Origin of the sequence: Nonomuraea sp. NPDC050536, assembly GCF_044457685.1 — a bacterium.
Lineage (GTDB): Bacteria > Actinomycetota > Actinomycetes > Streptosporangiales > Streptosporangiaceae > Nonomuraea.
Map to the genome: position 1 here is coordinate 132,424 of NZ_JBITHD010000004.1, position 20,806 is coordinate 153,229.

The 20,806-nt window shown below is 71.2% G+C and carries 23 protein-coding genes; 15 read left to right on the top strand and 8 right to left on the bottom strand.

All coding sequences use genetic code 11. From position 1 onward, the window contains the following. Positions 1–1,191: an acyltransferase family protein gene (locus tag ACIBHX_RS13695; protein WP_397067287.1), complete on the bottom strand. Its 1,191-nt coding sequence runs from the start codon at positions 1,189–1,191 to the stop codon at positions 1–3. 147 nt (positions 1,192–1,338) lie between these two features. On the opposite strand from ACIBHX_RS13695, the gene ACIBHX_RS13700 reads away from it, so the two are divergent. Continuing rightward, positions 1,339–2,535 (top strand): Ig-like domain-containing protein, encoded by a 1,197-nt coding sequence (locus ACIBHX_RS13700; protein WP_397067289.1) that lies wholly within the window; start codon positions 1,339–1,341, stop codon positions 2,533–2,535. On the opposite strand, the gene ACIBHX_RS13705 is transcribed toward ACIBHX_RS13700, so the two are convergent. From ACIBHX_RS13705 to wrbA, 3 genes are read right to left on the bottom strand one after another with little or no spacing between them, the layout of a single operon-like run. Continuing rightward, positions 2,536–3,036, bottom strand: coding sequence for a GNAT family N-acetyltransferase (locus ACIBHX_RS13705; RefSeq protein WP_397067291.1), 501 nt, complete (start codon positions 3,034–3,036; stop codon positions 2,536–2,538). 48 nt (positions 3,037–3,084) lie between these two features. Continuing rightward, positions 3,085–4,533, bottom strand: a complete 1,449-nt coding sequence (locus ACIBHX_RS13710) for an MFS transporter (RefSeq protein WP_397067293.1) — start codon at positions 4,531–4,533, stop codon at positions 3,085–3,087. Next, entirely contained in the window at positions 4,530–5,180 is a 651-nt protein-coding gene (gene wrbA, locus ACIBHX_RS13715; RefSeq protein WP_397067295.1) for an NAD(P)H:quinone oxidoreductase, read from the bottom strand. The genes ACIBHX_RS13710 and wrbA overlap by 4 nt, the downstream gene beginning before the upstream one ends. Positions 5,181–5,257: 77 nt before the next feature. Between wrbA and ACIBHX_RS13720 the strand changes: the two genes are divergently transcribed. Continuing rightward, on the top strand, positions 5,258–5,722 hold the full coding sequence (locus ACIBHX_RS13720) for a MarR family winged helix-turn-helix transcriptional regulator (protein ID WP_397067297.1): 465 nt from the start codon (positions 5,258–5,260) through the stop codon (positions 5,720–5,722). Here ACIBHX_RS13720 and ACIBHX_RS13725 read toward each other — a convergent pair. Continuing rightward, positions 5,719–6,675: an AIR synthase related protein gene (locus ACIBHX_RS13725; protein WP_397067299.1), complete on the bottom strand. Its 957-nt coding sequence runs from the start codon at positions 6,673–6,675 to the stop codon at positions 5,719–5,721. The two genes, ACIBHX_RS13720 and ACIBHX_RS13725, sit on opposite strands and share 4 nt — an antisense overlap. Positions 6,676–6,723: 48 nt before the next feature. Between ACIBHX_RS13725 and ACIBHX_RS13730 the strand changes: the two genes are divergently transcribed. Genes ACIBHX_RS13730 through ACIBHX_RS13760 form a run of 7 tightly spaced genes read left to right on the top strand, consistent with a single transcriptional unit; the run spans position 6,724 to position 13,798 of the window. Next, positions 6,724–7,491, top strand: coding sequence for a phosphosulfolactate synthase (locus ACIBHX_RS13730; protein WP_397067301.1), 768 nt, complete (start codon positions 6,724–6,726; stop codon positions 7,489–7,491). Then, positions 7,488–8,366: a hypothetical protein gene (locus tag ACIBHX_RS13735; protein ID WP_397067303.1), complete on the top strand. Its 879-nt coding sequence runs from the start codon at positions 7,488–7,490 to the stop codon at positions 8,364–8,366. Before ACIBHX_RS13730 ends, ACIBHX_RS13735 begins: the two co-directional genes overlap by 4 nt. After that, positions 8,351–9,685, top strand: a complete 1,335-nt coding sequence (locus tag ACIBHX_RS13740; RefSeq protein WP_397067305.1) for a lyase family protein — start codon at positions 8,351–8,353, stop codon at positions 9,683–9,685. The genes ACIBHX_RS13735 and ACIBHX_RS13740 overlap by 16 nt, the downstream gene beginning before the upstream one ends. Beyond that, positions 9,682–10,578, top strand: coding sequence for a 1-aminocyclopropane-1-carboxylate deaminase/D-cysteine desulfhydrase (locus ACIBHX_RS13745; protein WP_397067307.1), 897 nt, complete (start codon positions 9,682–9,684; stop codon positions 10,576–10,578). The genes ACIBHX_RS13740 and ACIBHX_RS13745 overlap by 4 nt, the downstream gene beginning before the upstream one ends. Next, positions 10,575–12,020 (top strand): lyase family protein, encoded by a 1,446-nt coding sequence (locus tag ACIBHX_RS13750; RefSeq protein ID WP_397067309.1) that lies wholly within the window; start codon positions 10,575–10,577, stop codon positions 12,018–12,020. The genes ACIBHX_RS13745 and ACIBHX_RS13750 overlap by 4 nt, the downstream gene beginning before the upstream one ends. A gap of 9 nt (positions 12,021–12,029) precedes the next feature. Further along, positions 12,030–13,403 (top strand): DUF1116 domain-containing protein, encoded by a 1,374-nt coding sequence (locus ACIBHX_RS13755; RefSeq protein WP_397067311.1) that lies wholly within the window; start codon positions 12,030–12,032, stop codon positions 13,401–13,403. Continuing rightward, positions 13,400–13,798 carry an OsmC family protein gene (locus tag ACIBHX_RS13760; protein ID WP_397067313.1) on the top strand — a complete coding sequence of 133 codons (399 nt, stop codon included), beginning with the start codon at positions 13,400–13,402 and terminating at the stop codon, positions 13,796–13,798. Before ACIBHX_RS13755 ends, ACIBHX_RS13760 begins: the two co-directional genes overlap by 4 nt. On the opposite strand, the gene ACIBHX_RS13765 is transcribed toward ACIBHX_RS13760, so the two are convergent. Next, positions 13,795–14,388 (bottom strand): helix-turn-helix domain-containing protein, encoded by a 594-nt coding sequence (locus ACIBHX_RS13765; protein WP_397067315.1) that lies wholly within the window; start codon positions 14,386–14,388, stop codon positions 13,795–13,797. The two genes, ACIBHX_RS13760 and ACIBHX_RS13765, sit on opposite strands and share 4 nt — an antisense overlap. A 103-nt stretch (positions 14,389–14,491) precedes the next feature. Here ACIBHX_RS13765 and ACIBHX_RS13770 point away from each other — a divergent pair, with 103 nt between their 5' ends. The 6 genes from ACIBHX_RS13770 to ACIBHX_RS13795 are packed head-to-tail and all read left to right on the top strand — an operon-like array spanning position 14,492 to position 18,175. Next, a complete protein-coding gene (locus tag ACIBHX_RS13770) occupies positions 14,492–15,823 on the top strand; it encodes an FAD-dependent oxidoreductase (protein WP_397067317.1) in 1,332 nt (443 codons plus the stop codon). Continuing rightward, a complete protein-coding gene (locus tag ACIBHX_RS13775; protein WP_397067319.1) occupies positions 15,820–16,065 on the top strand; it encodes a hypothetical protein in 246 nt (81 codons plus the stop codon). Before ACIBHX_RS13770 ends, ACIBHX_RS13775 begins: the two co-directional genes overlap by 4 nt. Before the next feature lie 14 nt (positions 16,066–16,079). Further along, the gene (locus ACIBHX_RS13780; protein WP_397067321.1) at positions 16,080–16,568 is read left to right on the top strand and encodes an MSMEG_0572/Sll0783 family nitrogen starvation response protein; all 489 of its coding nucleotides are present in this window, start codon (positions 16,080–16,082) and stop codon (positions 16,566–16,568) included. Positions 16,569–16,611: 43 nt separating this feature from the next. Further along, positions 16,612–17,286, top strand: a complete 675-nt coding sequence (gene nthB / locus ACIBHX_RS13785) for a nitrile hydratase subunit beta (protein ID WP_397067323.1) — start codon at positions 16,612–16,614, stop codon at positions 17,284–17,286. After that, positions 17,283–17,864, top strand: coding sequence for a nitrile hydratase subunit alpha (gene nthA, locus ACIBHX_RS13790; RefSeq protein WP_397067325.1), 582 nt, complete (start codon positions 17,283–17,285; stop codon positions 17,862–17,864). The genes nthB and nthA overlap by 4 nt, the downstream gene beginning before the upstream one ends. Next, entirely contained in the window at positions 17,861–18,175 is a 315-nt protein-coding gene (locus tag ACIBHX_RS13795; protein ID WP_397067327.1) for a nitrile hydratase accessory protein, read from the top strand. Before nthA ends, ACIBHX_RS13795 begins: the two co-directional genes overlap by 4 nt. Here the strand turns inward: ACIBHX_RS13795 and ACIBHX_RS13800 are convergent. Together ACIBHX_RS13800 and ACIBHX_RS13805 are read right to left on the bottom strand one after the other, a co-directional pair. Next, positions 18,157–19,281, bottom strand: coding sequence for an MSMEG_0565 family glycosyltransferase (locus tag ACIBHX_RS13800; RefSeq protein WP_397067329.1), 1,125 nt, complete (start codon positions 19,279–19,281; stop codon positions 18,157–18,159). The genes ACIBHX_RS13795 and ACIBHX_RS13800 overlap by 19 nt on opposite strands. After that, entirely contained in the window at positions 19,281–20,738 is a 1,458-nt protein-coding gene (locus tag ACIBHX_RS13805; RefSeq protein ID WP_397067331.1) for an FdrA family protein, read from the bottom strand. Before ACIBHX_RS13805 ends, ACIBHX_RS13800 begins: the two co-directional genes overlap by 1 nt. Between the last annotated feature and the right edge of the window lie 68 nt (positions 20,739–20,806).

The window sequence follows — 20,806 nt, forward strand, 5'->3', positions numbered from 1 at the left end:
TCAGTCGCGTCCGGGGGGCAGGCGTTTGCGCAGGCGGGCGCCCAGGCGCTGGCCGGGTAGCTCCACCCAGCGCCAGGTCAGCGCCGACAGCCCGAGCAGCGCCGCCAGCGCGGCGGCCAGGATCGCCAGCCGCCACCCGAGCGCCACCCCGGTGTCGGGCAGCAGCGCGTCCACGCTGTGCAGCAGCAGCGGATGCAGCAGGTACACCGAGTACGACACCAGCCCCAGCCAGGCCAGCACACCCGGCACGCGGCGGTGCCGAAGCAGCATCCCGGCGGCGAAGGTGGCCCAGGCCGCCAGCGTGGCGACCCGGGTGGGGCCCGAGGCGTCCAGCGCCCAGGCGGCGAACGGCACCAGCACCACCCACGCCGCCGAAAACCAGGTCAGCTCGCCGCGTTCGGCCCGGTACAGCACGGTGCCGGAGAACATGGTGGCCAGGATGATCAGGCTCTGCCAGGCGGGGAAGTGGCCGTTGCAGGCCAGCAGCACCACCACGGTCACCGCCAGCGCCGCCGCCGCCACCCGGCGCGCGTGCGGCCCGCCGTACAGGACCCCGGCCAGCCCGGCCGCCACCAACGCCAGCGCCACCGCCAACGTCAGGGGCACGTTGCCGGCGAACAGCGAGGTCGGCAGCAGCCCCGCCCCGGCGACGGCGACGGCGGTGAAGGCGAGCGCGGCGCTCAGGCTGCGCCGGTGCCAGCCGAGCCTGAACAGCGCCGTCAGCAGCAGGTAGAAGGCCATCTCGTAGGACAGCGTCCACAGCACGTTCAGCACCCGCGGCACGCCCAGCAGGTCCTGCAGCATCGTCAGGTGGGCCAGCGCCGAGGTGACGGGCCCGGCCGAGGGCACCTGGAGCACCCCGGCGGCCGAAAGCGCCAGCACGCCCACCATGCACGCCGCCCACAGCGGATACAGCCGGAACCCGCGCGAGATCCAGAAGCCGCGCAGATCGCCGCGCCGCTCCAGTGAGGCGGGCACCACGTAGCCGCTGACCAGGAAGAACACCAGCACCCCGTACCAGCCGGGCGCGAAGTAGGGCCCGCCGGCCTGGCGCGCCTCCGGCAGCAGCGGCCCCAGGGCGTGCTCGTAGACCACCGCCAGCGCCGCGATCCCGCGCAGCGCGTCCAGCCAGGCCAGCCTCGCACCCGCGGCGGTGTGGGGGACGGACGCCTGGGGCGTGAGCACGGCCATCGGCCCAGAATAGGACACCTTGACCTGCGCTTGACTGCGCCAAGTGATCGAAATGTGACCGAACTCTCCTAAATGATTCCGCGTCTTCCATGTAGGAGCATTAAGGTGCTCTAGGTGCGCTTTGCTGTTATGGGGGAGAGATCTGAGTTGAACGTTGCGCCCGCTTGGCGGAAACCTGCCGCCGGTATCGCGCTGCTCGCCGCGGCGGCACTGACGGCATCGTGCACGAGCGGCAACGCCGCCACCCGAACGCCCGGCGCACCCGACGATGCGACCGCCTCGGCCAGCCCGCAGGCGCCGGCGATCACCATCACGCCCGCCGAGGGCACTGCCAAGGTGGATCCGGCCAAGAAGATCGTCGTGACGGCCTCCGGTGGCACGCTGGACGAGGTCAGCGCCGAAAGCGGCGGCAAGACCGTGCAGGGCCGCTTCAACGCCGACAAGACCAGGTGGGTCTCCACCGGCACGCTGCGCGTGGCCAGCTCCTACACCGTCTCGGCCAAGTCCGGCGTCACCACCACCACCAGCAAGTTCAAGACGCTCAAGCCCGAGCGGGAGCTGGCCGTGGCCGACGTCACCCCGGCCGCCAAGGGTGAGACGGTCGGCGTGGGGGCGCCGATCATCGTCACCTTCAACCAGCCCGTCGACCAGAAGGCCGCCGTCGAGCGCGCCCTGCAGATCAAGGCGGAGAAGCCGGCCACCGGCGCCTGGCGCTGGATCAGCGACACCGTCGTCATCTACCGCACCGCCAAGTACTGGCCGGCCCACCAGAAGGTCCGCTTCAACGCCAACCTCAACGGCGTCAAGGCCGGCAAGGGCCTGTACGGGGTCAGCAACAGCACCGCCACGCTGAAGATCGGCGCCCAGATGATCAGCAAGGTGGACGTCAAGAAGCACATGATGTACGTGTACAAGGACGGCAAGAAGATCCAGACCATGCGCATCAGCGCCGGTATGGCCACCACCCGCGAGTACACCACCACCAACGGCGTCCACCTGACGATGGAGCGCGGCAATCCGGTCCGGATGATCTCGCCCGGCCGCAAGAAGGGCGACCCCGGCTACTACGACGTCATGATCGACCACGCCGTGCGCATCTCCAGCTCCGGCGAGTACGTCCACGCCAAGGACAACGTCTGGGCCCAGGGCCGCTCCAACGTCTCCCACGGCTGCATCAACGCACGCCCCGACCAGGCCAAGTGGTTCTACGACCACTTCCAGCGCGCCGACGTCGTCATCATCACCGGCACCACTCGCGAGCTGGAATGGAACAACGGCTGGGGCTTCTGGCAGCTGCCCTTCAAGCAGTGGAAGAAGGGCAGCGCCCTGTACAAGAAGTCCTGATCAGGCGATCCGGCGCTGCAGGAGCTGCCCCGGCCACTGGCCGACGGTGAAGGTGGCTTCGCGGACGAAGCCGCAGCTTTCGTAGTAGCCGACGAGCTTGCCGTCGTCGCCGGCGTAGCAGTCGACCCTTAGCAGGGCGACGCCGCGTCGGCGCGCCTCTTCGGCGGCCCAGTCCAGCAGCGCCCGGCCCACCCCGTGCCCGGCGAAACGCTGGTCGGTGACCAGGCCCTGCACGTACAGCTCCGGCTCGGGCGCGGGCTCGACGTAGGCCAGCGGCGCTCCCACGGTCACGCAGCCGGCGGGCCGGCCGTCGAGCTCGGCGATCCGCATCCCGCCGCTGCCGGCCCACTCCTCGACCTGGGCGGTGCGCTTGGCGTTGCCGGTGAACGGCTCGCTGCCCCACTGCCCGGTCCGGCCCTGCGAGACCAGCCACGCCACCGCGCTGTCGAACATGCCCAGCACCGCCGCCACGTCCGCCGGCCCGCCCGCCCGAATCTTCATGATCTCTACCTTAGGGGCATATTCCCGGCACCTCGCACCGGGTGTCCCTCATGCACGCCCCACCCCAGGAGGCCGGTGCCGGGGCAGGAGCAAGGTGAGCGCCGCGATGGCCAGGGCGAGCCCGGCCGCCATGAGGAAGACCAGGTCGTAGCCGGCGGCGAGGGCGGCCGGGGAAGTCCCGCCGGCCTCCATCGCGGCTCTGGCGCCGGCGGCCGGCGCGAGCACCGCCAGGCCCAGCGACCCGCCTACCTGGCTGGCGGTGTTGGCCAGGCCGCCGACGGTCCCCGCGTCGCCCTCGGGAGCGCCGGCGGTCGCCGCGGCCATGAGGGTGGGGAAGGTCAGCCCGATGCCCACCGCGATGAGCAGCGTGGGCCCGAGCACGCTGGTGACGTAGCCGCTGTCGGCGTGGGCCTGGGCGAGCCAGCCGAAACCGGCCACGAAACAGGCGCAGCCGGCCAGCACCAGAGGGCGCACCCCGGTTCGCGGCAGCAGGGCGGCGGCCGATCGCGCGATCACCACGAACGTCACCGCCGCGGGTGTCTGCCCGAGCCCGGCTTGCAGCGCGCTGTATCCGAGGACGTTCTGCAGCAACAGCGACGTGAAGTACCACATCGCGATGCCGATCCCGCCGAACAGCAGCAGCATGCCGTTGCCGACGGCCACCCCCCGGAGTCCGAACAGCCGCAGGGGCATCATCGGCTGGGCGGCGAACCGCGCCTCCACCACGGTGAAGACGACGAGCAGGAGCAGGCCCACCACGACCGGCCCGGCGACCAGTACGGAGGTCCAGTCGTGATCGGCGCTCTGCATGACCCCGTAGATCAGCGCGGCCAGCCCGGCCGTCCCGGTGATCGCGCCGGTGAGGTCGAGCGATTCCCGCCGGCCGGTTCGCGTGGCGGCCAGCGACGTCATGGCCACGACGATCAGCACCGCGCCGATCGGCACGTTGATGAGGAAGACCCACCGCCACGACAGGCCGGTGGTGAAGGCGCCGCCCACGACCGCGCCGGCCATGCCGCCCACTCCGCCCGCGGCAGACCATGCGCCGAAGGCCCGGGCACGGGCGTTGGCCTCGGTGAAGCTGGTGTTGATGACGGCCAGCGTCGCCGGGGCCAGCATGGCGGCTCCCATGCCCTGCGCGAGGCGGGCCGCCACCAGGATCTCAGGAGTGGTCGCCAGGCCGCCGGCCAGGCTCGAGGCGGAGAACAACAACAGCCCGGCGGCCAGCATCCGGCGATGGCCGAACAGGTCGGCGGCGCGGCCACCCAGCAGCATGAAGCCGGCGAAGGTGAGCAGGTAGCCGTTCACCACCCAGGGCAGGCCGGTGGGCGTGAAGCCGAGTTCCTGGCGGATCGAGGGGAGGGCGACGTTGACGATGGAGGCGTCCAGGATCACCATGAACTGGCTGGTACACACCAGCGCCATGATCATCCAGGTGGAGCCGGCCCGCCGAGTCGCGGTGCTGGTGCCGGCCCGCTGGGGGAGGGCGCTGTTCACGCTGTCTGGAAGGTCGTCGCGGCGGGATCGGTGACGCGGCTGCCCTCCAGCAGCCGGATCGTGATCTCGGCCAGCCGCCGTCCCTGGTACCTGGCCGCTTCCAGCGCCGCGGCATCGGGACCGTCTCCGTTGGACGGGCCGGTCGCGAACGACGTGCCGTAGGGGTTGCCGCCGGCGGCGTACACGACCGGATCGGTGAATCCGGGCGGGACGATCAGCGACCCCCAGTGGTAGAAGACATTGCCCAGCGACAAGATCGTGGCCTCGCTGCCGCCGTGCCGGTTGTACGCCGAGGTGAAGGCCGTCACCGGCTTGTCGGCCAGCCCGCCTTCCCGCCACAGCCCGCCGGCCTGGTCGATGAACTGCTTGAGCTGCGCGGCCGGCGCGCCGAACCGGGTCGGCGTTCCGAACGCGAACGCGTCGGCCCACGCCAGGTCCTCCACCGAAGCCTGGTCGATCGACGTGGTGGCGTCGGCGTGCCGCCGCCACTGCGGGTTCTCATCGATCGCGCTGTCGGGTGCCAATTCGGCGACCCGGCGCAGCCGCACCTGGCTTCCGGTCGAGGCGGCGCCCTCGGCGATCGCCTGCGCGAGTGCGTGCACGGTGCCTGTCGCGCTGTAGTAGATGACAGCGACCTTCACGGTCATGGCGGTTCCCTCGATGTCATGTAGAATTAGTTACGCGCATAATGTTATGCACATAACTAATCTGTCAAGGAGAGCCCGTGGACTTCGAGCAAGCCGACGCCCTCAACCAGGCCATCCGCCTGCTGAGCCTGCGTCATCGGGCCAGGGCCGCGGCGCTGCTGGCCCCGCTGGGCCTGCATCCCGGGCAGGAGGCGCTGCTGCTCGAGCTGGCCCGGACCGGCCCGAGGATCCAGGCCCAGCTCAGCGAGGCGCTCGGCTGCGAGCCGCCCAGCGTCACGCTCATGACCCGCAAGCTCGAAGCCACCGGCCACATCCGCCGCACACCCGCCCCCACCGACAAGCGCGCCACCATCGTCGAACTCACCGACAGTGGCAAGGCTCTGGCCGAGCAGATCAAGCAGCTGTGGTGCGCGCTGGCGGAGGAGACCGTGACCGGCCTGCCCGACGAAACCGTGGCAGAGCTACCCGGCCTGCTCAACGCCTTGACCGGCAACGTGGACACCAGGCGCCCCCGCACCCACACCGCCGCCGGCCCGGCCTAGTCTTCCCGGCGGCTCAGGCCGGTCACCTGCTTGGCCGTCAGGTCGAAGGCCGGCAGCGCCAGGCCGTCGGCGCTCAGGGTGATCACGCCGGTTGCGTCGATGCTGCCGACCCTGGCCGCCGACAGGCCACGGGAGGTGAAGGCGTGCACACATGAGCCGGTCTGGCCGGGCTCGCAGGTCAGCAGAAAGCCGTAACACGGGAAACACGTGCACCACCGCGCCAGCGGCACGTCCCGGGGCGCGGGGAGATCGCCCAGGGCGATGTCCGCGCCGAACGTGCCCCATTCCAGGAGCATGGCCAGGGAGCCGACCAGGCCGGCCATGCTGATGTCCTTGGCCGCCACCGCCAGGTCCTTTCCGGCGATCTCGGCCAGCAGGCGGATGTCGTCGGCGAGATCCTGGCCGCGCTCGTCGAAGGAGGGGAAGAACGGGAAGTCCGCACGCATGGAGCCTTCGGTGCAGGCGGCCACGACCAGGTCCTGTCCGGGGCGCACGTGCGTGGTGGACAGCAGGGCATCCGCGGACCCGACGGCGAAAGCGGAGATCGACGGAGTGGCGTCGCAGATCGTGAGGTGGCCGCCGATGATCGGCACGTCATACAGCTGCGAGGCGTAACGCATGCCCTCCAGGGCGGTGCGCGCGGTGGGCTCGTCGGCGACGACCGTGTCCACGATTCCCAGGGGCAGGCCGCCCATCGCGGCCACGTCGTTGACGTTGGTCAGCACGGCTGCCACGCCCGCACCGAAGGGGTCGGCGCGCACGAACGGGGGCCACAGTGCCTCACCGCAGGCGATGACCGTGCTGCCGTGCACGTCCAGGGCGGCGCCGTCATCGCCGGGCCCTTCGACCCATCCGGAGGGGCCGAGCACCTCCGACACCAGCCCGATCGAGCGTTTCGCTGTGATCGCCGGGCTGTTCGTCACTGCTGCGATGACGTCGTCGAGTTCGGCCATAAGGCCACCTCTTGTCGCAAAGTAAACACACATCGTAACATAGAAGACGTGGGGCCTGGTTTCCTCTCACTGCCCACCATGCCCGGCAAGCCGCGCGGGTGGGGCCGCACCCACGTCCTTGACAAGGGCCTGACTCCCGACGCCGTCGCCGGCGCCCTCGAGCTGACCGGTGAGCACATCGACGTCTGGAAGTTCGGCTGGGGCATCGCCTACCTCGATCGCGGCCTGCACCGCAAGCTTCGCCTGCTGCGCGCCCATCAGGTCAGCAGCTGCCTGGGTGGCACGTTGCTCGAAATCGCCTGGTCACAGGGCAGAGCAGACGAATGCCTTGCCTGGGCGGAGCGCACCGGATTCGACGCCGTCGAGGTGTCCCGGGGGGTCGTGGAGATGGCCCTGGACGACAAGCGGGAGCTCATCAAGAAAGCCGGCCACGCTTTCACCGTGTACGCCGAGACCGGGGTCAAGAACCCGGCAGCCGCGCTGTCGGCGGCCCAGTGGCAGGACGAGATCGCTGAAGACCTGGCCGCCGGTGCCACCTGGATCGTCACGGAAGGCCGCGAGAGCGGGACGGTCGGCATCTACGACGGGTCGGGCCTTCCCCGGCAGGACATCATCGAAGCCGCTGTCAGCGCGGCCGGTGCCGGGCGGGTGATGTTCGAGGCTCCCCGCACGGCTCAGCAGGCCTGGCTGATCAACCGGTTCGGCCCCGCGGTCAACCTCGCCAACATCGCGCCCGACGACGTGCTCCCGCTGGCCACCCTCCGGCTGGGACTGAGAGCCGACACCGCCGCGCTGTCGCTCAACGAGCCTCCATGACCTCGAACCTGGTCCCGAGCGCCTACCGCGGCGTGTCCGTGGCACACGTCGGCAGGCCCGGCGATCTGCGGCGGTTGTTCGTGGGGCGGGAGGCCTACCGGCGCACCCGGTTCCTCGTGGTCCGCGACGACCAGGGCGGTACGGCACTGCTGCGGGTGGAGAAGGAGTCGGACGAGCCGCTGTTCTCGCCGATCGCCTCGGTCGAGGTCATCGCGCCGCCGGGGGAGTGCGCGTACGTCGTGGCGCCGGAGGCCGACACGGCGGTGCCCTCCACGCTGGCCAGGATCGCGCTGTCGCTGGCTCCGGGGGTGCGGGCCGTGGTGGTCGAGGGCAGGTACGGGCATGTCAGCTTCATCGTCGATCCCGACCCGCTGCTGCTGGCCGTACAGGAGATCGTGCCGCCGCAGCCGCCCAAGCTGGTCGACCAGGTGCGGCGCGTGCTGGACGTGGCAGAGGACCTGCCGCCGATCGTGCCGGTGGCCGACACGGTCACCTTCCAGCAGCTCGCCTCGCAGGCGCCGGCCTCCCGCTACCTGCTGCCGTGCGGCGGTTCAGGCGTGAGTGTCGCCGGGGTTCCCACCCTCTACCTGGACCAGCGACCGCCGTTTCAGCAGTGGACGCTGCTCGGCTGTGCCAGGTCGCGTGAGATTCACGACTGGTTCTACGGCGAGCGTCCGGCGACGGTGGAGATCTGCCCGAGGTTGCGCACCCGCGATCCCGGCGTTGCGACGCTCACCAAGTGCTGCATGCTCGAGGACCGCATCGAGCATGCCGACGGGGCGGTCGTCGTGCCCTGGGGCGCCACACTGGGCCAGGTACGTCAGGCGCTGGAGGTTGTGGCGCGCAGATGGGAGCCATCATGGCGACCCGTCTGACCGAATCGGCCGAGTACGCCCATCTGTGGACGACGCCGCAGCTCAGGGCAGTCTTCGACGGGCGGCTGCAGACCTGGCTGGACATCCTGGCCGCGCTGGCCGCGGCGCAGGCAGAGCTCGGGCTGATCCCGGAAAAGGCGGCCGGGCAGATCGCCGAGCATGCCCGGGCAGAGCGCCTCGACCTGGAGTTCGTGGCCGCTGAGACCCGGCGAACCTCGCATTCCACGCTGGGGCTCATCCGCGGGCTGCAACGGCTGCTGCCCGAGCCCGCACGGGAGTACGTCTACTACGGCGCCACCGTCCAGGATCTGACCGACACCTGGTTCGGGCTGGTGATGCGAGACACCGGCCGGCTCGTCGCGGACGACCTGGTCAGGACGCACGGGTCATTGCTGCGGCTGGCCGCCCGGCACCGCGACACGGTCATGGCGGGACGCACCCACGGCCAGCCGGGCGCCCCGATCACCTTCGGCTTCAAGGTCGCGACCTGGGCCGACGAGGTCGGACGCCATATCGTCCGCCTTGGTGAGGGCGGCCGGCGCTGGTCGGTGGGCCAGCTCGCCGGCGCGGTCGGCGCGCTGGGCTTCTTCGAGCCGCATGGCCTGCAGCTGCGGAAACTGTTCTGCGCCCGGCTCGGGCTGCACGATCCGCTCATGTCATGGACCTCGGCGCGCGACCGCGTGGCCGAATTCGGCACGACTCTGAGCATGGCCGCCGCCACGCTCGCCCGTATCGGCAACGAGGTCTACGAGCTGCAACGACCGGAGATCGCAGAGCTACGCGAGCGTACGGCGCAGGCCACCGTGGGCAGCATCACCATGCCGCACAAGCGCAATCCCGAGATCAGCGAGCACCTGGACACCCTGGCCCGGCTGGCGCGGGCGGCATCCGGCGTCCTGGTCGAAGGCATGGTCAGCGGGCACGAACGGGACGGGCGCGCCTGGAAGGCCGAATGGGCGGCCCTGCCCGATGTCGCGCTCGCGGCGGGCACGGCCGCGGCCCTGGCCGCCGACCTCGTCGACGGCCTGGTCGTCGACACCGGCCGCATGGCGGAAAACCTCCACAGAAGCGGCTGGGCGTCGGAACGCGTCCTGGCGGAGCTGTCGCGGCACCTGGGCAAGCACCGTGCACAGGACCTGCTGCACGAGGCGCTGCGCGCGGACGCCGACCTGGTGACCGCGCTCGCCTCCCGAGGCGTGGCCGACCCTGCCGACCTGGCACGCTGGACCGCGCACCCGGAACTGGCCACCGCACTGGCCACCGCGGCGGCCATGGTCGACGCGGTGGTCGCCCGCGGCACTCCGGAGGCCCCGCGATGAGCCCTCCGCGCCGCCCCCTGGCCCTGCTGCCCACGCCGCTGCAGCAGTTCGCCGGCATGTACCTCAAACGCGATGATCTCACCGGGTTCGGGCTGGCCGGGGCGAAGGCGCGGGCCCTGGAGTACCTGCTGGGCGATGCCCTGGCGCGCGGGGCGGACGTGCTGGTCACGGGAGGTTCTCCGGGCTCCAACTTCATCGCGGGGGCGGCGCTGGCGGCCTCGGTGTGCGGCATGGAATGCGAGGTTCTGGTTTCCGGCGCGGCCGGGCAACAGGCGCCCGCCACCTTGCAGATGGTGAGCTGTTCGGAAGCCAAGGTGCTCTACACCGGCGTCGACAGGGCCGAGCTCGACAAGCTGATCGACGAGCGCGCCGCGTACCTGCGTGATCACGGGCGCACTCCCTATGCGGTCCCCCGCGGCGGTGCCACGCCCGTCGGCGCGCTCGGCTTCGCGCACGCCGCGCGGGAGCTGGCCGCGCAACTGGCCTTCGACGAGGCGGTCGTCGTGCTGCCGGTGGGGTCAGGGGCCTCGATCGCCGGTTTGCTGGCCGGGCGGGCCGTCATCGCGGCCAGGTGGCGCGTCTACGGCGTGTCGGTCAGCCGGCCGCTGCCGCAGATCCGAAGCGAGATCCTCGGCCTGGTCGCGCGTATGGGCCACGAAGCGGTCACCGACTGGGAGCTGATCGACGCCACCGAACCGGCCGGCGATCGGGACGTGCAGATCATGCTGGCCGCGTTGCGTGCCGACGGCGTCCTGTTCGACGCCAAGTACGGCACCAAGGCGCTGGCCGCGGTCGCGGGGCTGCGGGCGCGACGGGAGCAGGCCCCCATCGTGCTGTGGCACACCGGCGGCCTTCCCGGCGCGCTTGACCTGCTGGCCGAGGCGGCGACATGACCGGCGGGCCCGCGGAGGAACTGGTGGCGGCGGGCCACAGCTGGGAGATGGCCGACGCGCCGTGGCTTCACCATGCGCTGGGCCTGGCCGACCTGGCGCACGGTGTCGAGCTCTCCGACCGGGGTATCCTCCCCGACCGGGTACGCGGCCCGCTGCTGGGCGCGCTGCTCGACCTGGCCGCCATGCCCGCCGACGCCGTCGGCTACGACCCCCGCCACGGCGAGCCGTACGCGTCACGCGAACTGCACCTGCTGGCGCGGATCGGTGAGGACGCGGGGTGGCTGCGGGCAGGACGCACCCGCCGCGAGGCGGTGCGCACCGCCTTCCGCATCCGGGTGCGCACCCAGATCCTGGACCTGGTCGAAGCCGCCTCCACCCTGGCCTCGACCCTCGCCGGCCAGGCGGAGCGGCATCTGGGCACGCTCATGCCCGACTACACCTACCTGCAGCAGGCCCAGCCGACCACCTTCGGGCACTATCTGCTGTCCTTCGCCGATCCCGTCCTGCGCGACGCGGTACGCCTGATCGCCGAATACGGCCACGTCAACGCCGGCCTTGCCGGGGCAGGGGCGGCCAACGGCTCGCCGATCCTCGACGATCGGGAGGCGACGGCCCGGGCACTCGGATTCGACCGCGCGATCACGCACACCCGCGATGCCATGTGGCAGACCGACCCGTTCATGCACGTCCTGGCCGCGGCCACGAGCCTGCTGCTCACCCAGGACAAGCTCGCCGAAGACCTGGAGATCTTCGCCAGCGCCGAGTTCGGCTTCGTCGGCCTGGCCGAGGCCTACGGCCGCCCCAGCATCGCGATGCCGCACAAGCGCAACCCGTACGCCCTGACGGTCATCCGCGGATCCGCGGGCATCATGCTGGGCCGCCTGACCGGCCTGACCGCCGTCATCAAGACACCGTCGGCGCGCAGCGACAACCTCGTCTACCTGTACGGCGAGCTGCCACGAGCCCTGGACCTCACCCACCGGGCCACACGCCTGACGAGCGGGGTGATCCGCACGCTGGAGGCCGACGCGGCACGCATGCGCCAGGCCCTGGACACGGGCTTCACCCAGGCCGCCGACCTGGCGGAGCTGCTCATGCGACGCTTCGACACCGACTACCGCACCGCGCACCGGGTCGTCCAGCACGCCGTACGGCACAGCGCCGCACTGGACGCGCAGGCGATCGCGCACGCCGCCGGCGAGGTCACCGGAAACCGCTGGCAGCTCGACGACGCGCAGCTGCAGGCGACGCTCACGCCGGAGGCTCTGGTCGGCTCGCGCACCGGCCTGGGCGGAGCCGCGCCGTCAGCCATGACCCCCATGATCGAACGCGTCCGTGAGCAGGCCGCCGAGCTGAGCGCGGATGCGGCAACCCGCCGCGCGGCCGTCCACGCGGCGGAAGAGGCGATCCGCGCCCGCGCCCGCAGCCTGGCCGGGCGCTGAGGAGTGGCCATGATCGAAGTGCCACGCGTGATCAATCTGGGGCTCCAGGCGTTCGCCGACGCGGTCGCGGCGCAGGGCGCGGCAGTGGTGCACGTCGAGGCCAGGCCGCCGGCACGCGGCGATCCGGTGCTGGTGCGAGCGCTGACCGACCTCTATTCGGCCGATCTGGAGGCTGCCAACGCCGAGGTGGTGCGCAGGCTCGACCGGGAGGTCTCCTACGTGGTCGGCGTCCGCCCGGCCAAGGACGTGATCCCCGGGATCGGTGAGCGCATGATCCTGCATGCCGGGCCGCCGATCGCATGGGCCGCGGTGTGCGATCCGCTGCGGCGGTCGATGCGGGCCGCGGTCGTGGCCGAGGGCTGGGCGGACGACCTGGCCGGGGCGGACAGGATGCTGGCCGGCGGCAAGGTCGCCCTGGCCGCGGCCAACGAGCACGACACCGTGGTGCCGCTGGCGACGGCGCTGGGGCCCGGCATGCCGGTCTGGGTGGTGGACAATCCCCTCGGCGGGACGCGCGCCTTCGCGCCGCTGGGTCAGGGGCCGGGTGATGTGGCCTGGCTGGGCCGGGAGTCGGCCGCGGCCATCGAGCGGCTGGTCTTCCTGCGCGAGGTGGCCGGTCCGAAGCTCAACACGATCGTGGAACGGATGGGGCCGATCGACGTGTTCGCGATCGCCGCCCAGGGCGTGCAGATGGGCGACGACGTGCACATGCGCGTGCAGGCCTCGACCAACCTGCTGCTGCGTTCGATGCTGCCCGAGATCGCGGCGGTGGATGACGCGGTGCCCTTGTGCGCCTACCTGTCGGCCAACCACCTGTTCTTCCTCACCGTGGCGATGGCCGGCGCGAAGGCGCTCACGCTGTCGGCCGAGCGCGTCCCGGGCTCCAGCATCGTCACGACCATGGCGCGCAACGGCACCACCTACGGCGTGAAGCTGGCAGGCGAGCGGCGATGGTTCGTCGCCGACAGCCCCGCGGTGGAGGCGGCGCTGTTCTACGCCGGCTACGGTCCGCAGGACGCCGCACCCGACATCGGCGACAGCGCCGTCCTGGAGCTGGTCGGGCTCGGCGGCTCGGCGACCGCGGGATCGCCCGCGGTGGCCGCGTTCCTGGGCGGATCCATGGCCGACGCCGCCCGCGTCACCGGCGAGATGCGCCGGATCTGCGCAGCCGAGAGCACCAGGTTCAAGCTGCCCACGATGGATTTCCGCGGCACGCCCCTCGGCGTGGACGTGCGCAAGGCCGTCGAGACCGAGGTCACGCCGCGGGTGAACACCGGCATCCTGCACGCCCGCGACGGAACCGGCCAGATCGGCGCGGGCGTGGCCACCGCACCCCTGCGGGTGTTCCAGGCCGCGCTGCTGGCCCTGGCGGAGGTCCGATGACAACGCGTACGGTCGATGCGGAATGGCGTGGCGGATACCAGGTCGAGGTCGTGACCGAGGGCCGCTTCCGGCTGCGGGTCGACGAGCCGGAGAGCGTGGGCGGCACCGACACCGGCGCCCAGCCCACGGACTACCTGCTGGCCGCCATCGCATCCTGCTTCGCGCTCGCGCTGGTACACAGCGCACGCAAACGTGGCCAGGAACCGGCCTCGGTGCGGGTGAGTGTCACCGGCACCTATGAAGGGCCGCGCTTCAGCGACATCGCGATCGAGATCGCCTCCCCGCTGTCCGACGGGCAGGCGGAACAGCTCATCGAGGCCGCGCAGCGCGTCTGCTACGTCACCAACACGCTGCGGACGCCGCCGCGGATCACGGTCCGCCACACCCGGGGCTAGCCGTTGCGCAGCGCGATCCAGACCGCTGTGGCCGGCCGGTCGGTCTCGTTGGCCCAATGGTGCGGCACGTCACCGGCGAAATGCAGGGAGTCGCCCTGCGCCAGCGGGTAGGTCTGATCACCCACCCGGAAGGTCAGCACGCCCTCGGTGACGTGGACCAGTTCCTCGCCGGGATGCTGCATGAGCTTGTCACCGCTGGAGGCGCCCGGCATGACCGTCGCCACGGCCGCCGCCGTCTGGAACTGCCGGTAGGAACCGGTGATCCCGGCCAGGGCCAGGCCCTCGTGCGGGGTGTAGACGGTCGGGCGCCGATCACGCGGCGTGAAGTGCACCGGCTCGGGCGGCTGCTCGTCCTCTTCGACGAAGTACCGCACCGGGACGCCGAGCGCCGCCCCGAGCTTGAGCAGGGTGGTGATCGTCGGGACCATCCCATTGCGTTCGATCTTGTGGATGGCGGCGGCGGACACGTCGCTGATGGCAGCCAGTTGCTGCAACGAGTGCCGCTGCGCTCTGCGAAGACCGCGCAGCTTCGGGCCGATCTGGCTGACGATCTCGTCGACCTGATGACCCTGTACGTCCGCCTCGGTCATGCGATCCCCTACTCATCGACGTCACGAAGCGTCACGCAGGATAGTCAACGTGAAGTCCTCTATAATGTATGGATATTGTGCCGCACGGGCGGGAGCTGAGTCCATGGCACGGAGGGTGGTCATCATCGGCGGGGGCGCCGCCGGCATCGGTGCCGGGGGTGCGGCCAGGGCCGCCGACCCTTCGGCGGACGTGATCGTCTACACCCAGTTCGAGGACGTGGGATACAGCCCGTGCGGCATCCCGTACGTGCACGGCAAGGAGATCCCGGACTTCCAGGCGCTGTTCCTGGCCGACAAACAGGCTTACGCCGACGCCCGGATCGACATCAGGTACGAAACCACGGTTGCCGCCTTCGACCCGGCGGCACGGACCGTCCGGGTGGAGGGCGAAGGCGAGGTCGGCTACGACGCCCTGGTCATCGCCACCGGCTTCGATTACAAGCCCCCCGGCGTACCCGGCCAGGAGCTCGCCGGCCTCTACTACGTCAAGAACATCCGCAGAGCCATGGAGTGGGACAAAACCCTCGACAGCGTACGGCACGCGGTCGTCATCGAGGCCTCGCCCCTCGGCCTGGAGATGGTGACCGCCCTGGCTCATCGCGGCATCGACACGCACGTCGTCGATCCGCACCCGTGGGCGCTGGGCGAACTGTGCGATCCCGACACCGTCGAACCGGTACAGCAGTCGTGGGCCGAGCTGGGCGTGAGCATGCACTGGGACACCAAGCTGCAGGGCTTCATCGGCGACCGCGACGGGCACGTGCGCGCCGTGGCCACCTCCGACGGCGAACTGCCCGCGGAACTGGTCGTGGTGGCCACCCACAAGGTGGCCAACACCGCGCTGGCCGTCGCCGCCGGCCTCACGACAGGATCGACCGGAGGACTGGTCGTCGACGACCACATGGCCACCTCGGCGCCGCACGTCTGGGCGGCCGGCGACGTCTGCGAGATCCCGCACGGCCTCGGCGGGCTGCCGCTGCAGGGCCTCACCGGCAGCCACGCCTACGCCCAGGGCAAGGTGGCCGGCACCAACGCCGCAGGCGGAAACCGCGCATACCAGCCGGTCTACGTCCCGTGGGGGATGGTCGCGGGCACGTGGATGATCGGCGGGGCCGCGCTGGGCGAGGTGGCGGCCACCGCGCTGGGCATCCCGCATGTGATCGGCAAGGCGACCGGCATCTCCCGAGCGCGCTACTACCCGGGCGTCAGGCCCGTCACGGTCAAGCTCCTGGCAGAACCCGGCACGCTACGCCTGATCGGGGCGCAACTGGTCGGCGGAGAAGGGATCAAGGAACGGGCCGACTTCCTGGCGCTGGCGGTCAAGAAGGGCATCACGCTCCACGACCTGGCGGCGATGGAGAACGTCTACTCACCGCCGATCGGCGCGCTCAACGAGCCCATCGTCACCGCCGCGCAAGCCGGAGTAGCGACATGATCACCCAATGGGTGAGAGACAACGCCCAGCACTACCTGCTCAGGGACGCACAGGCGCGGGTGGCGCGCGCCCAGGGCAGGACACCGCCGCCGATGCGCGGCTCCTTCTTCTGGCGCCGGATCTTCGTCCCGATCTACCGGCTCACGCCCTGGCCGCTGCGCCGGCGGTTGATGGCGGCGATGCCCGGTAGCCACCGCAAGCACTGGTCCAAGCAGACGACGCCGGTCGGCCCGGCTGTCTAGTCCGAGGAGCTGACATGCCGAAGACTGTCTCCACCACCCTGCCAGCTGAGGGCGAGACCCTCTACAACCCAGAAGAGAAGGTGTTCCCGGACATCCAAGCCGAACCGGGCCAGAAGGCCTTCATCTTCATCCACACCGTCCCGTACGAGGGCTCGGTGGCCCTGGTCAACCTGCTCACCTCGACCCGCCTGGTACGCAAGGGCTTCGACGTGAACATCATCCTGTACGGCCCCGGCGTGCTGCTCGCATCGGGCACGCGCGGATACCCGGGCGTCGGCCAGGAGGCGTTCCCCGGGCACCTGGCGATCAACAACCAGATCAAGACCCTCCTGAAAGAGGGCGCGAGCATCTACGCCTGCCGGTTCGCCATGGGCGCGCTGTACGGCTTCCGCGAGGACGACCTGATCCCCGGCGTGACCCCGTTCAACCCGCTGGACGTGCTCGACTCGGCACTCACCGCGTGGAAGGAAGGCGCGTTCCAGCTGAACACCTGGACGGTCTGAGCGGCCGCCGGATGCCAGGTGAAGGCCATCTGGGGAGGCGACGATGAGCAAAGCCAGCGGGATTCACGACATGGGGGGCACGAAAGGCTGGGGTCCCGCGCCGGTCCCCAGAGCCGATGAACCGGTCTTCGCGCAACCCTGGCAGGCCCGGGCCTTCGCGCTGGCCCTGCTGTCGATGCGGCTGTCCGGCACCAACCTCGACGCCTTCCGGCACGCGATGAACCGGCTCGAGCGCCAGGACTACCTGGACGACGGCTACTACGGCCGGTGGCTGCACGGCGCGGAGAACCTGCTGTACGACAGCTCGATCATCGCGCCGGGCACGGTGGAAGCGCGCGCCGCCAACCTGTCGGGAGGCTCGGCCGAGGAGCCGGCGCCGCCCGTGCCGGACAAGCCGGACTACGCCCCGACCGCCGCGGGCTCCCTGCGGGTCATGTCGCGGCCACCCCGGTTCGCCGTGGGCGCCGCCGTACGCGCCAAAACCTTCGACCCACCCGGGCACACACGCCTGCCGCGGTACGTGATGGGGCACGCGGGCACAGTCACGATCATCCAGCCCGCGCAGGTCCTGCCCGACACCCACGCCCACTTCCAGGGCGAGAACGCCCAGTGGGTGTACGCGGTGAGCTTCGACTCCGCCGAGCTGTTCGGCCCGGGCGCCGAGCCGTTCACGCTCAACATCGACCTGTACGAGGACTACCTGGAGGAGGCGCCATGACGCACGAGCGGGTGCCGATCGAGCTGCGCGTCGAGGCGCTCGAGCAGCTGCTGGTCGAGCGTGGCCTGGTCGATTCCGCGGTCATGGACAAGTACATCGCGATATACGAGACCGACGTCGGGCCGCTCAACGGCGCGCACGTCGTGGCCAGGGCGTGGACGGACCCGGACTATCGGCGGCGGCTGCTCGCCGACGGCACCGCCGCCGTCGCCGAACTCGGCTTCAAGGGGCCGCAGGGGGAGCACATCGTGGTCCTGGAGAACACGCCCGGCGTCCACAACGTGGTCGTCTGCACGCTGTGCTCCTGCTATCCCTGGCCCCTGCTCGGCCTGCCGCCCTCCTGGTACAAGGATCCGGCCTACCGCTCCAGGATGGTCCGCGAGCCGCGCACGGTGCTGGCCGAGATGGGCCTGTCCTTGCCGGACGACGTCGAGGTCCGGGTGTGGGACAGCAGCTCCGAGGTGCGCTATTTCGTGCTCCCGCAAAGGCCCGCCGAATCGGACGGGCTGTCGGAAGAGCAACTCGTGCCGCTGGTCACGCGGGACGCGATGGTGGGCGTCGCCCAGGTGCGGACATGACACTGCCCATCCGCCTGGACGTCGACAGCCCCGTCGCGCCGCCACGCTCCAACGGCGAGCTGGTGTTCGCCGAGCCGTGGGAGGGCCGGGCGTTCGCCATGGCGGTGGCGGCCTGCCAGGCGGGCGCCTTCGACTGGGAGGACTTCCGCCAGGCGCTGATCCTGCGGATCGCGGCCGAGCCGGACGCCCGCTACTACGCCTGCTGGTTCGGCGCGCTCGAACAGGTGCTCACCGTCGAGGGTGAGGTGCGCGAGCGCGCGGCGCTGCTCGCCGCACGGCCGACCGGGCACGATCACCGGATCGACCGGTAGATCTCGGCGTGCCTGGCCGCGCAGGCGGCCCAGGTGAACCGGGGCACGACCAGGCGCCCGCCGGCCACGAGCGTGGCGCGCAGCGCCGGGTCGGTCATGACCTGCTCCAGCGCCGCGGCCAGCGCCACCGGGTCGCCCACCGCGGGAAGCAGCGCGTCACGGCCATGGGTGAGGAATTCCCGGAACACCGGCAGATCGCTGGCCACCACCGGCAGGTCGGCGACCTGCGCCTCCAGCACGGCCAGGCCGAAGCCCTCCTCGATCGAGGGGTAGGCCAGGGCGTCCGCGCTGCGGTACCACGCCGCCAGCTGCTCCTCCGAGACCGTTCCCAGCTGCACCACGTCCTGCGCCCCGTCCTGGGCAGCGTTCAGGCCGAGACCGGGCAGCAACGCCAGCGCCTGGCGACGGTAGGGCTCGTGGTCGCGGAAGGAGTGGCCACCGACGATGGCCAGCACCGGTTTGTCGCCCCGCAGCAGACCCAGGGCGCGAAACAGCGTCTTGCTGCCCTTGCGCGGCTCGATACCGCCGACGGCCAGCAGCAGGAACCGATCGCCGGCACCCACGGAGGCGCGCAAGCGGGCTCTGCGCCGGGCGCTGACCGGCCCGATCCTGGCCGGGTCGACGCCGTTGCGGACGACCTGGGCGGCCACGCCGTACTCCTGCAGCAGCACGCGCCGCCAATGCTCGCTGACGACCAGGACGTGACCCGGCTCCACGATCGACCTGCGCTGGCAGTCGACGAGGGCCGGCGTGGTGAAGTCGTCGACGTGATGCACCGTGCGCACCACCCGTGGGTGCACCTGCGTCGCCGCCCGCGCCGAGATGCAGTCCTGGGCGTGCAGAATGTCGAACTCGCCGGCGACCTTCGCCAGTCCGGCGGTCATGGCGCCGATGCAGGCGAAGACCTTCTCCTCCAGGCTGTCGCCCTCGACGGTGAAGGGGAACAGGGTGAAGGGCACCTTCAGCGGGCGGAAGAAGCCCTCGCTGCCGAGGGCGAAGACGTGGACCTCGGCCCCCTGGTCCGCCAGCGCCTCGGCCAGGGCAAGGGTGTGGACGACCCCGCCGCGTGGTTTGGTGGAGTACGTCAGCAGCGCGACGCGACTCATCAGGCAGCCTTCCTGGTGGCGATCGCCGCCGCGGTGAGTGCCGCGCGCGCGGCGCTCTCGGTGACGATGCATCCGGCCTCGGCCAGCTTATGTACCTGGTCCTGATATCCCTGCGGATCCAGCTCGGTGCCCAGGACATAGGCCACCACCTGCGGGCCGTCCAGGCCGGCCAGCTCCGGCGCCAGGATCCCGGCCGGGTCCGGATGCGCGCCCAGGCCGAGCACGACGTCGACCAGCACCACCGCCACGTCCGGCCCGCTCTGGCGCAGCAGCTCGAGGCGCGCCTCCGGGTCGATCATCGGATGCGGCCTGCCTCTGGTGTACTCCTCCTCGCCCAGATCCAGGCACACATGGGAACGCGGCGGTGCCGGCAGGCGGTAGCGCGGGTCGAGCGGGGTGTTGGACCAGACGGGTCCAAGGGCGCGGCTGAGCAGGACGAGGGCCTCGTAGCAGAGCGTCCCGCCGCTGAACAGCCCGCGCACCGTGGTCCGCGCCGGCGCCAGCCGGGCCACGGCCAGCTCCATGCTCGGACCGTAGCGCCGATCGAAGCACGGCGCCGGCCTGCCCAGCAGCTCAACCGCCCTGACCACGCCACCTTCGAGCGTGTCGCCGTCCGCCCCAACCAGTACCGCGACGAGAGGGGTCCGGTGCGCGGCCGCCACCACCCGCCGCGCCACCTGCTCATCGGGCGGTTTGGACACCAGCAGGATCAGTTCGGTCGCGGGGTCGTCGTCGAGCATCCGGACGGCCTGGCAGGCCATGCGCCCGCCGACCGCGCGCGTCAGGTCGCGGCCGCCCACGCCGATGACCTGCGACACGCCGACGCCGCAGCGCTCCAGCAGGCACATGACCTCCTGAGCCCCGGTGCCCGCCGCCGCGACGACCCCCACCGGGCCGCCGCGCACCACGTTGGCGAATCCCAGCCCGACACCCGCGAGCACCGCCGTGCCCGCACCCGGGCCCATCAGCAGGCGGCCCCGCCGTACGGCGTGCTCCTTGAGCGCGATCTCGTCGGCAACGGAGACGTTGTCGCTGAACAGCAGCACGTCAAGGTCGTGGCTGAGCGCCTTGTGCGCTTCCAGGGCGGCATACTCGCCCGGGACGGAGATCGCGGCGATGGTGCTGCCCGGCTGACGCGCCAGCGCCTCTTCCAGACAGCGCGGATGCTGCTCGACCGGCCCATCGACCGGCCCGGCCTCGTGGGCGCCGAACATCGCCCGCTCACCCTGCGCGAACGCCTCCACCGGGTCGTCGGCTCGCACCGCCAGGACCAGATCGTACGGCGAGGCCTGCGGAGCCTCGAAACCTTCCTGCCGCAGGGCTTCGAGGTTGGCCGGGGTCGCCATCACCGCCGTCGCCCATTCCACGCCCTCCGCCTTGAGCATCGCCCGGGCGCCGAGCAGCTGCCGTACGGAGTCCAGGTAGGTGTCGCGCAGCACGCGCACGGCCGTTTTCACGCCGCCCCCCGACCGACCCCTGTCCATCCTGTTCACGGGATCACCCTTCGCCGTTGTGGCGAATCACC

What these genes read in the sequence shown, in the direction of transcription:
- ACIBHX_RS13695 (WP_397067287.1), bottom strand. Translation starts at nt 1,191, where the DNA reads ATGGCCGTGCTCACGCCCCAGGCGTCCGTCCCCCACACCGCCGCGGGT.
- ACIBHX_RS13705 (WP_397067291.1), bottom strand. Translation starts at nt 3,036, where the DNA reads ATGAAGATTCGGGCGGGCGGGCCGGCGGACGTGGCGGCGGTGCTGGGC.
- wrbA (WP_397067295.1), bottom strand. Translation starts at nt 5,180, where the DNA reads ATGACCGTGAAGGTCGCTGTCATCTACTACAGCGCGACAGGCACCGTG.
- ACIBHX_RS13725 (WP_397067299.1), bottom strand. Translation starts at nt 6,675, where the DNA reads ATGGCCGAACTCGACGACGTCATCGCAGCAGTGACGAACAGCCCGGCG.
- ACIBHX_RS13735 (WP_397067303.1), top strand. Translation starts at nt 7,488, where the DNA reads ATGACCTCGAACCTGGTCCCGAGCGCCTACCGCGGCGTGTCCGTGGCA.
- ACIBHX_RS13740 (WP_397067305.1), top strand. Translation starts at nt 8,351, where the DNA reads ATGGCGACCCGTCTGACCGAATCGGCCGAGTACGCCCATCTGTGGACG.
- ACIBHX_RS13745 (WP_397067307.1), top strand. Translation starts at nt 9,682, where the DNA reads ATGAGCCCTCCGCGCCGCCCCCTGGCCCTGCTGCCCACGCCGCTGCAG.
- ACIBHX_RS13750 (WP_397067309.1), top strand. Translation starts at nt 10,575, where the DNA reads ATGACCGGCGGGCCCGCGGAGGAACTGGTGGCGGCGGGCCACAGCTGG.
- ACIBHX_RS13755 (WP_397067311.1), top strand. Translation starts at nt 12,030, where the DNA reads ATGATCGAAGTGCCACGCGTGATCAATCTGGGGCTCCAGGCGTTCGCC.
- ACIBHX_RS13760 (WP_397067313.1), top strand. Translation starts at nt 13,400, where the DNA reads ATGACAACGCGTACGGTCGATGCGGAATGGCGTGGCGGATACCAGGTC.
- ACIBHX_RS13765 (WP_397067315.1), bottom strand. Translation starts at nt 14,388, where the DNA reads ATGACCGAGGCGGACGTACAGGGTCATCAGGTCGACGAGATCGTCAGC.
- ACIBHX_RS13770 (WP_397067317.1), top strand. Translation starts at nt 14,492, where the DNA reads ATGGCACGGAGGGTGGTCATCATCGGCGGGGGCGCCGCCGGCATCGGT.
- ACIBHX_RS13775 (WP_397067319.1), top strand. Translation starts at nt 15,820, where the DNA reads ATGATCACCCAATGGGTGAGAGACAACGCCCAGCACTACCTGCTCAGG.
- ACIBHX_RS13780 (WP_397067321.1), top strand. Translation starts at nt 16,080, where the DNA reads ATGCCGAAGACTGTCTCCACCACCCTGCCAGCTGAGGGCGAGACCCTC.
- nthB (WP_397067323.1), top strand. Translation starts at nt 16,612, where the DNA reads ATGAGCAAAGCCAGCGGGATTCACGACATGGGGGGCACGAAAGGCTGG.
- nthA (WP_397067325.1), top strand. Translation starts at nt 17,283, where the DNA reads ATGACGCACGAGCGGGTGCCGATCGAGCTGCGCGTCGAGGCGCTCGAG.
- ACIBHX_RS13795 (WP_397067327.1), top strand. Translation starts at nt 17,861, where the DNA reads ATGACACTGCCCATCCGCCTGGACGTCGACAGCCCCGTCGCGCCGCCA.
- ACIBHX_RS13800 (WP_397067329.1), bottom strand. Translation starts at nt 19,281, where the DNA reads ATGAGTCGCGTCGCGCTGCTGACGTACTCCACCAAACCACGCGGCGGG.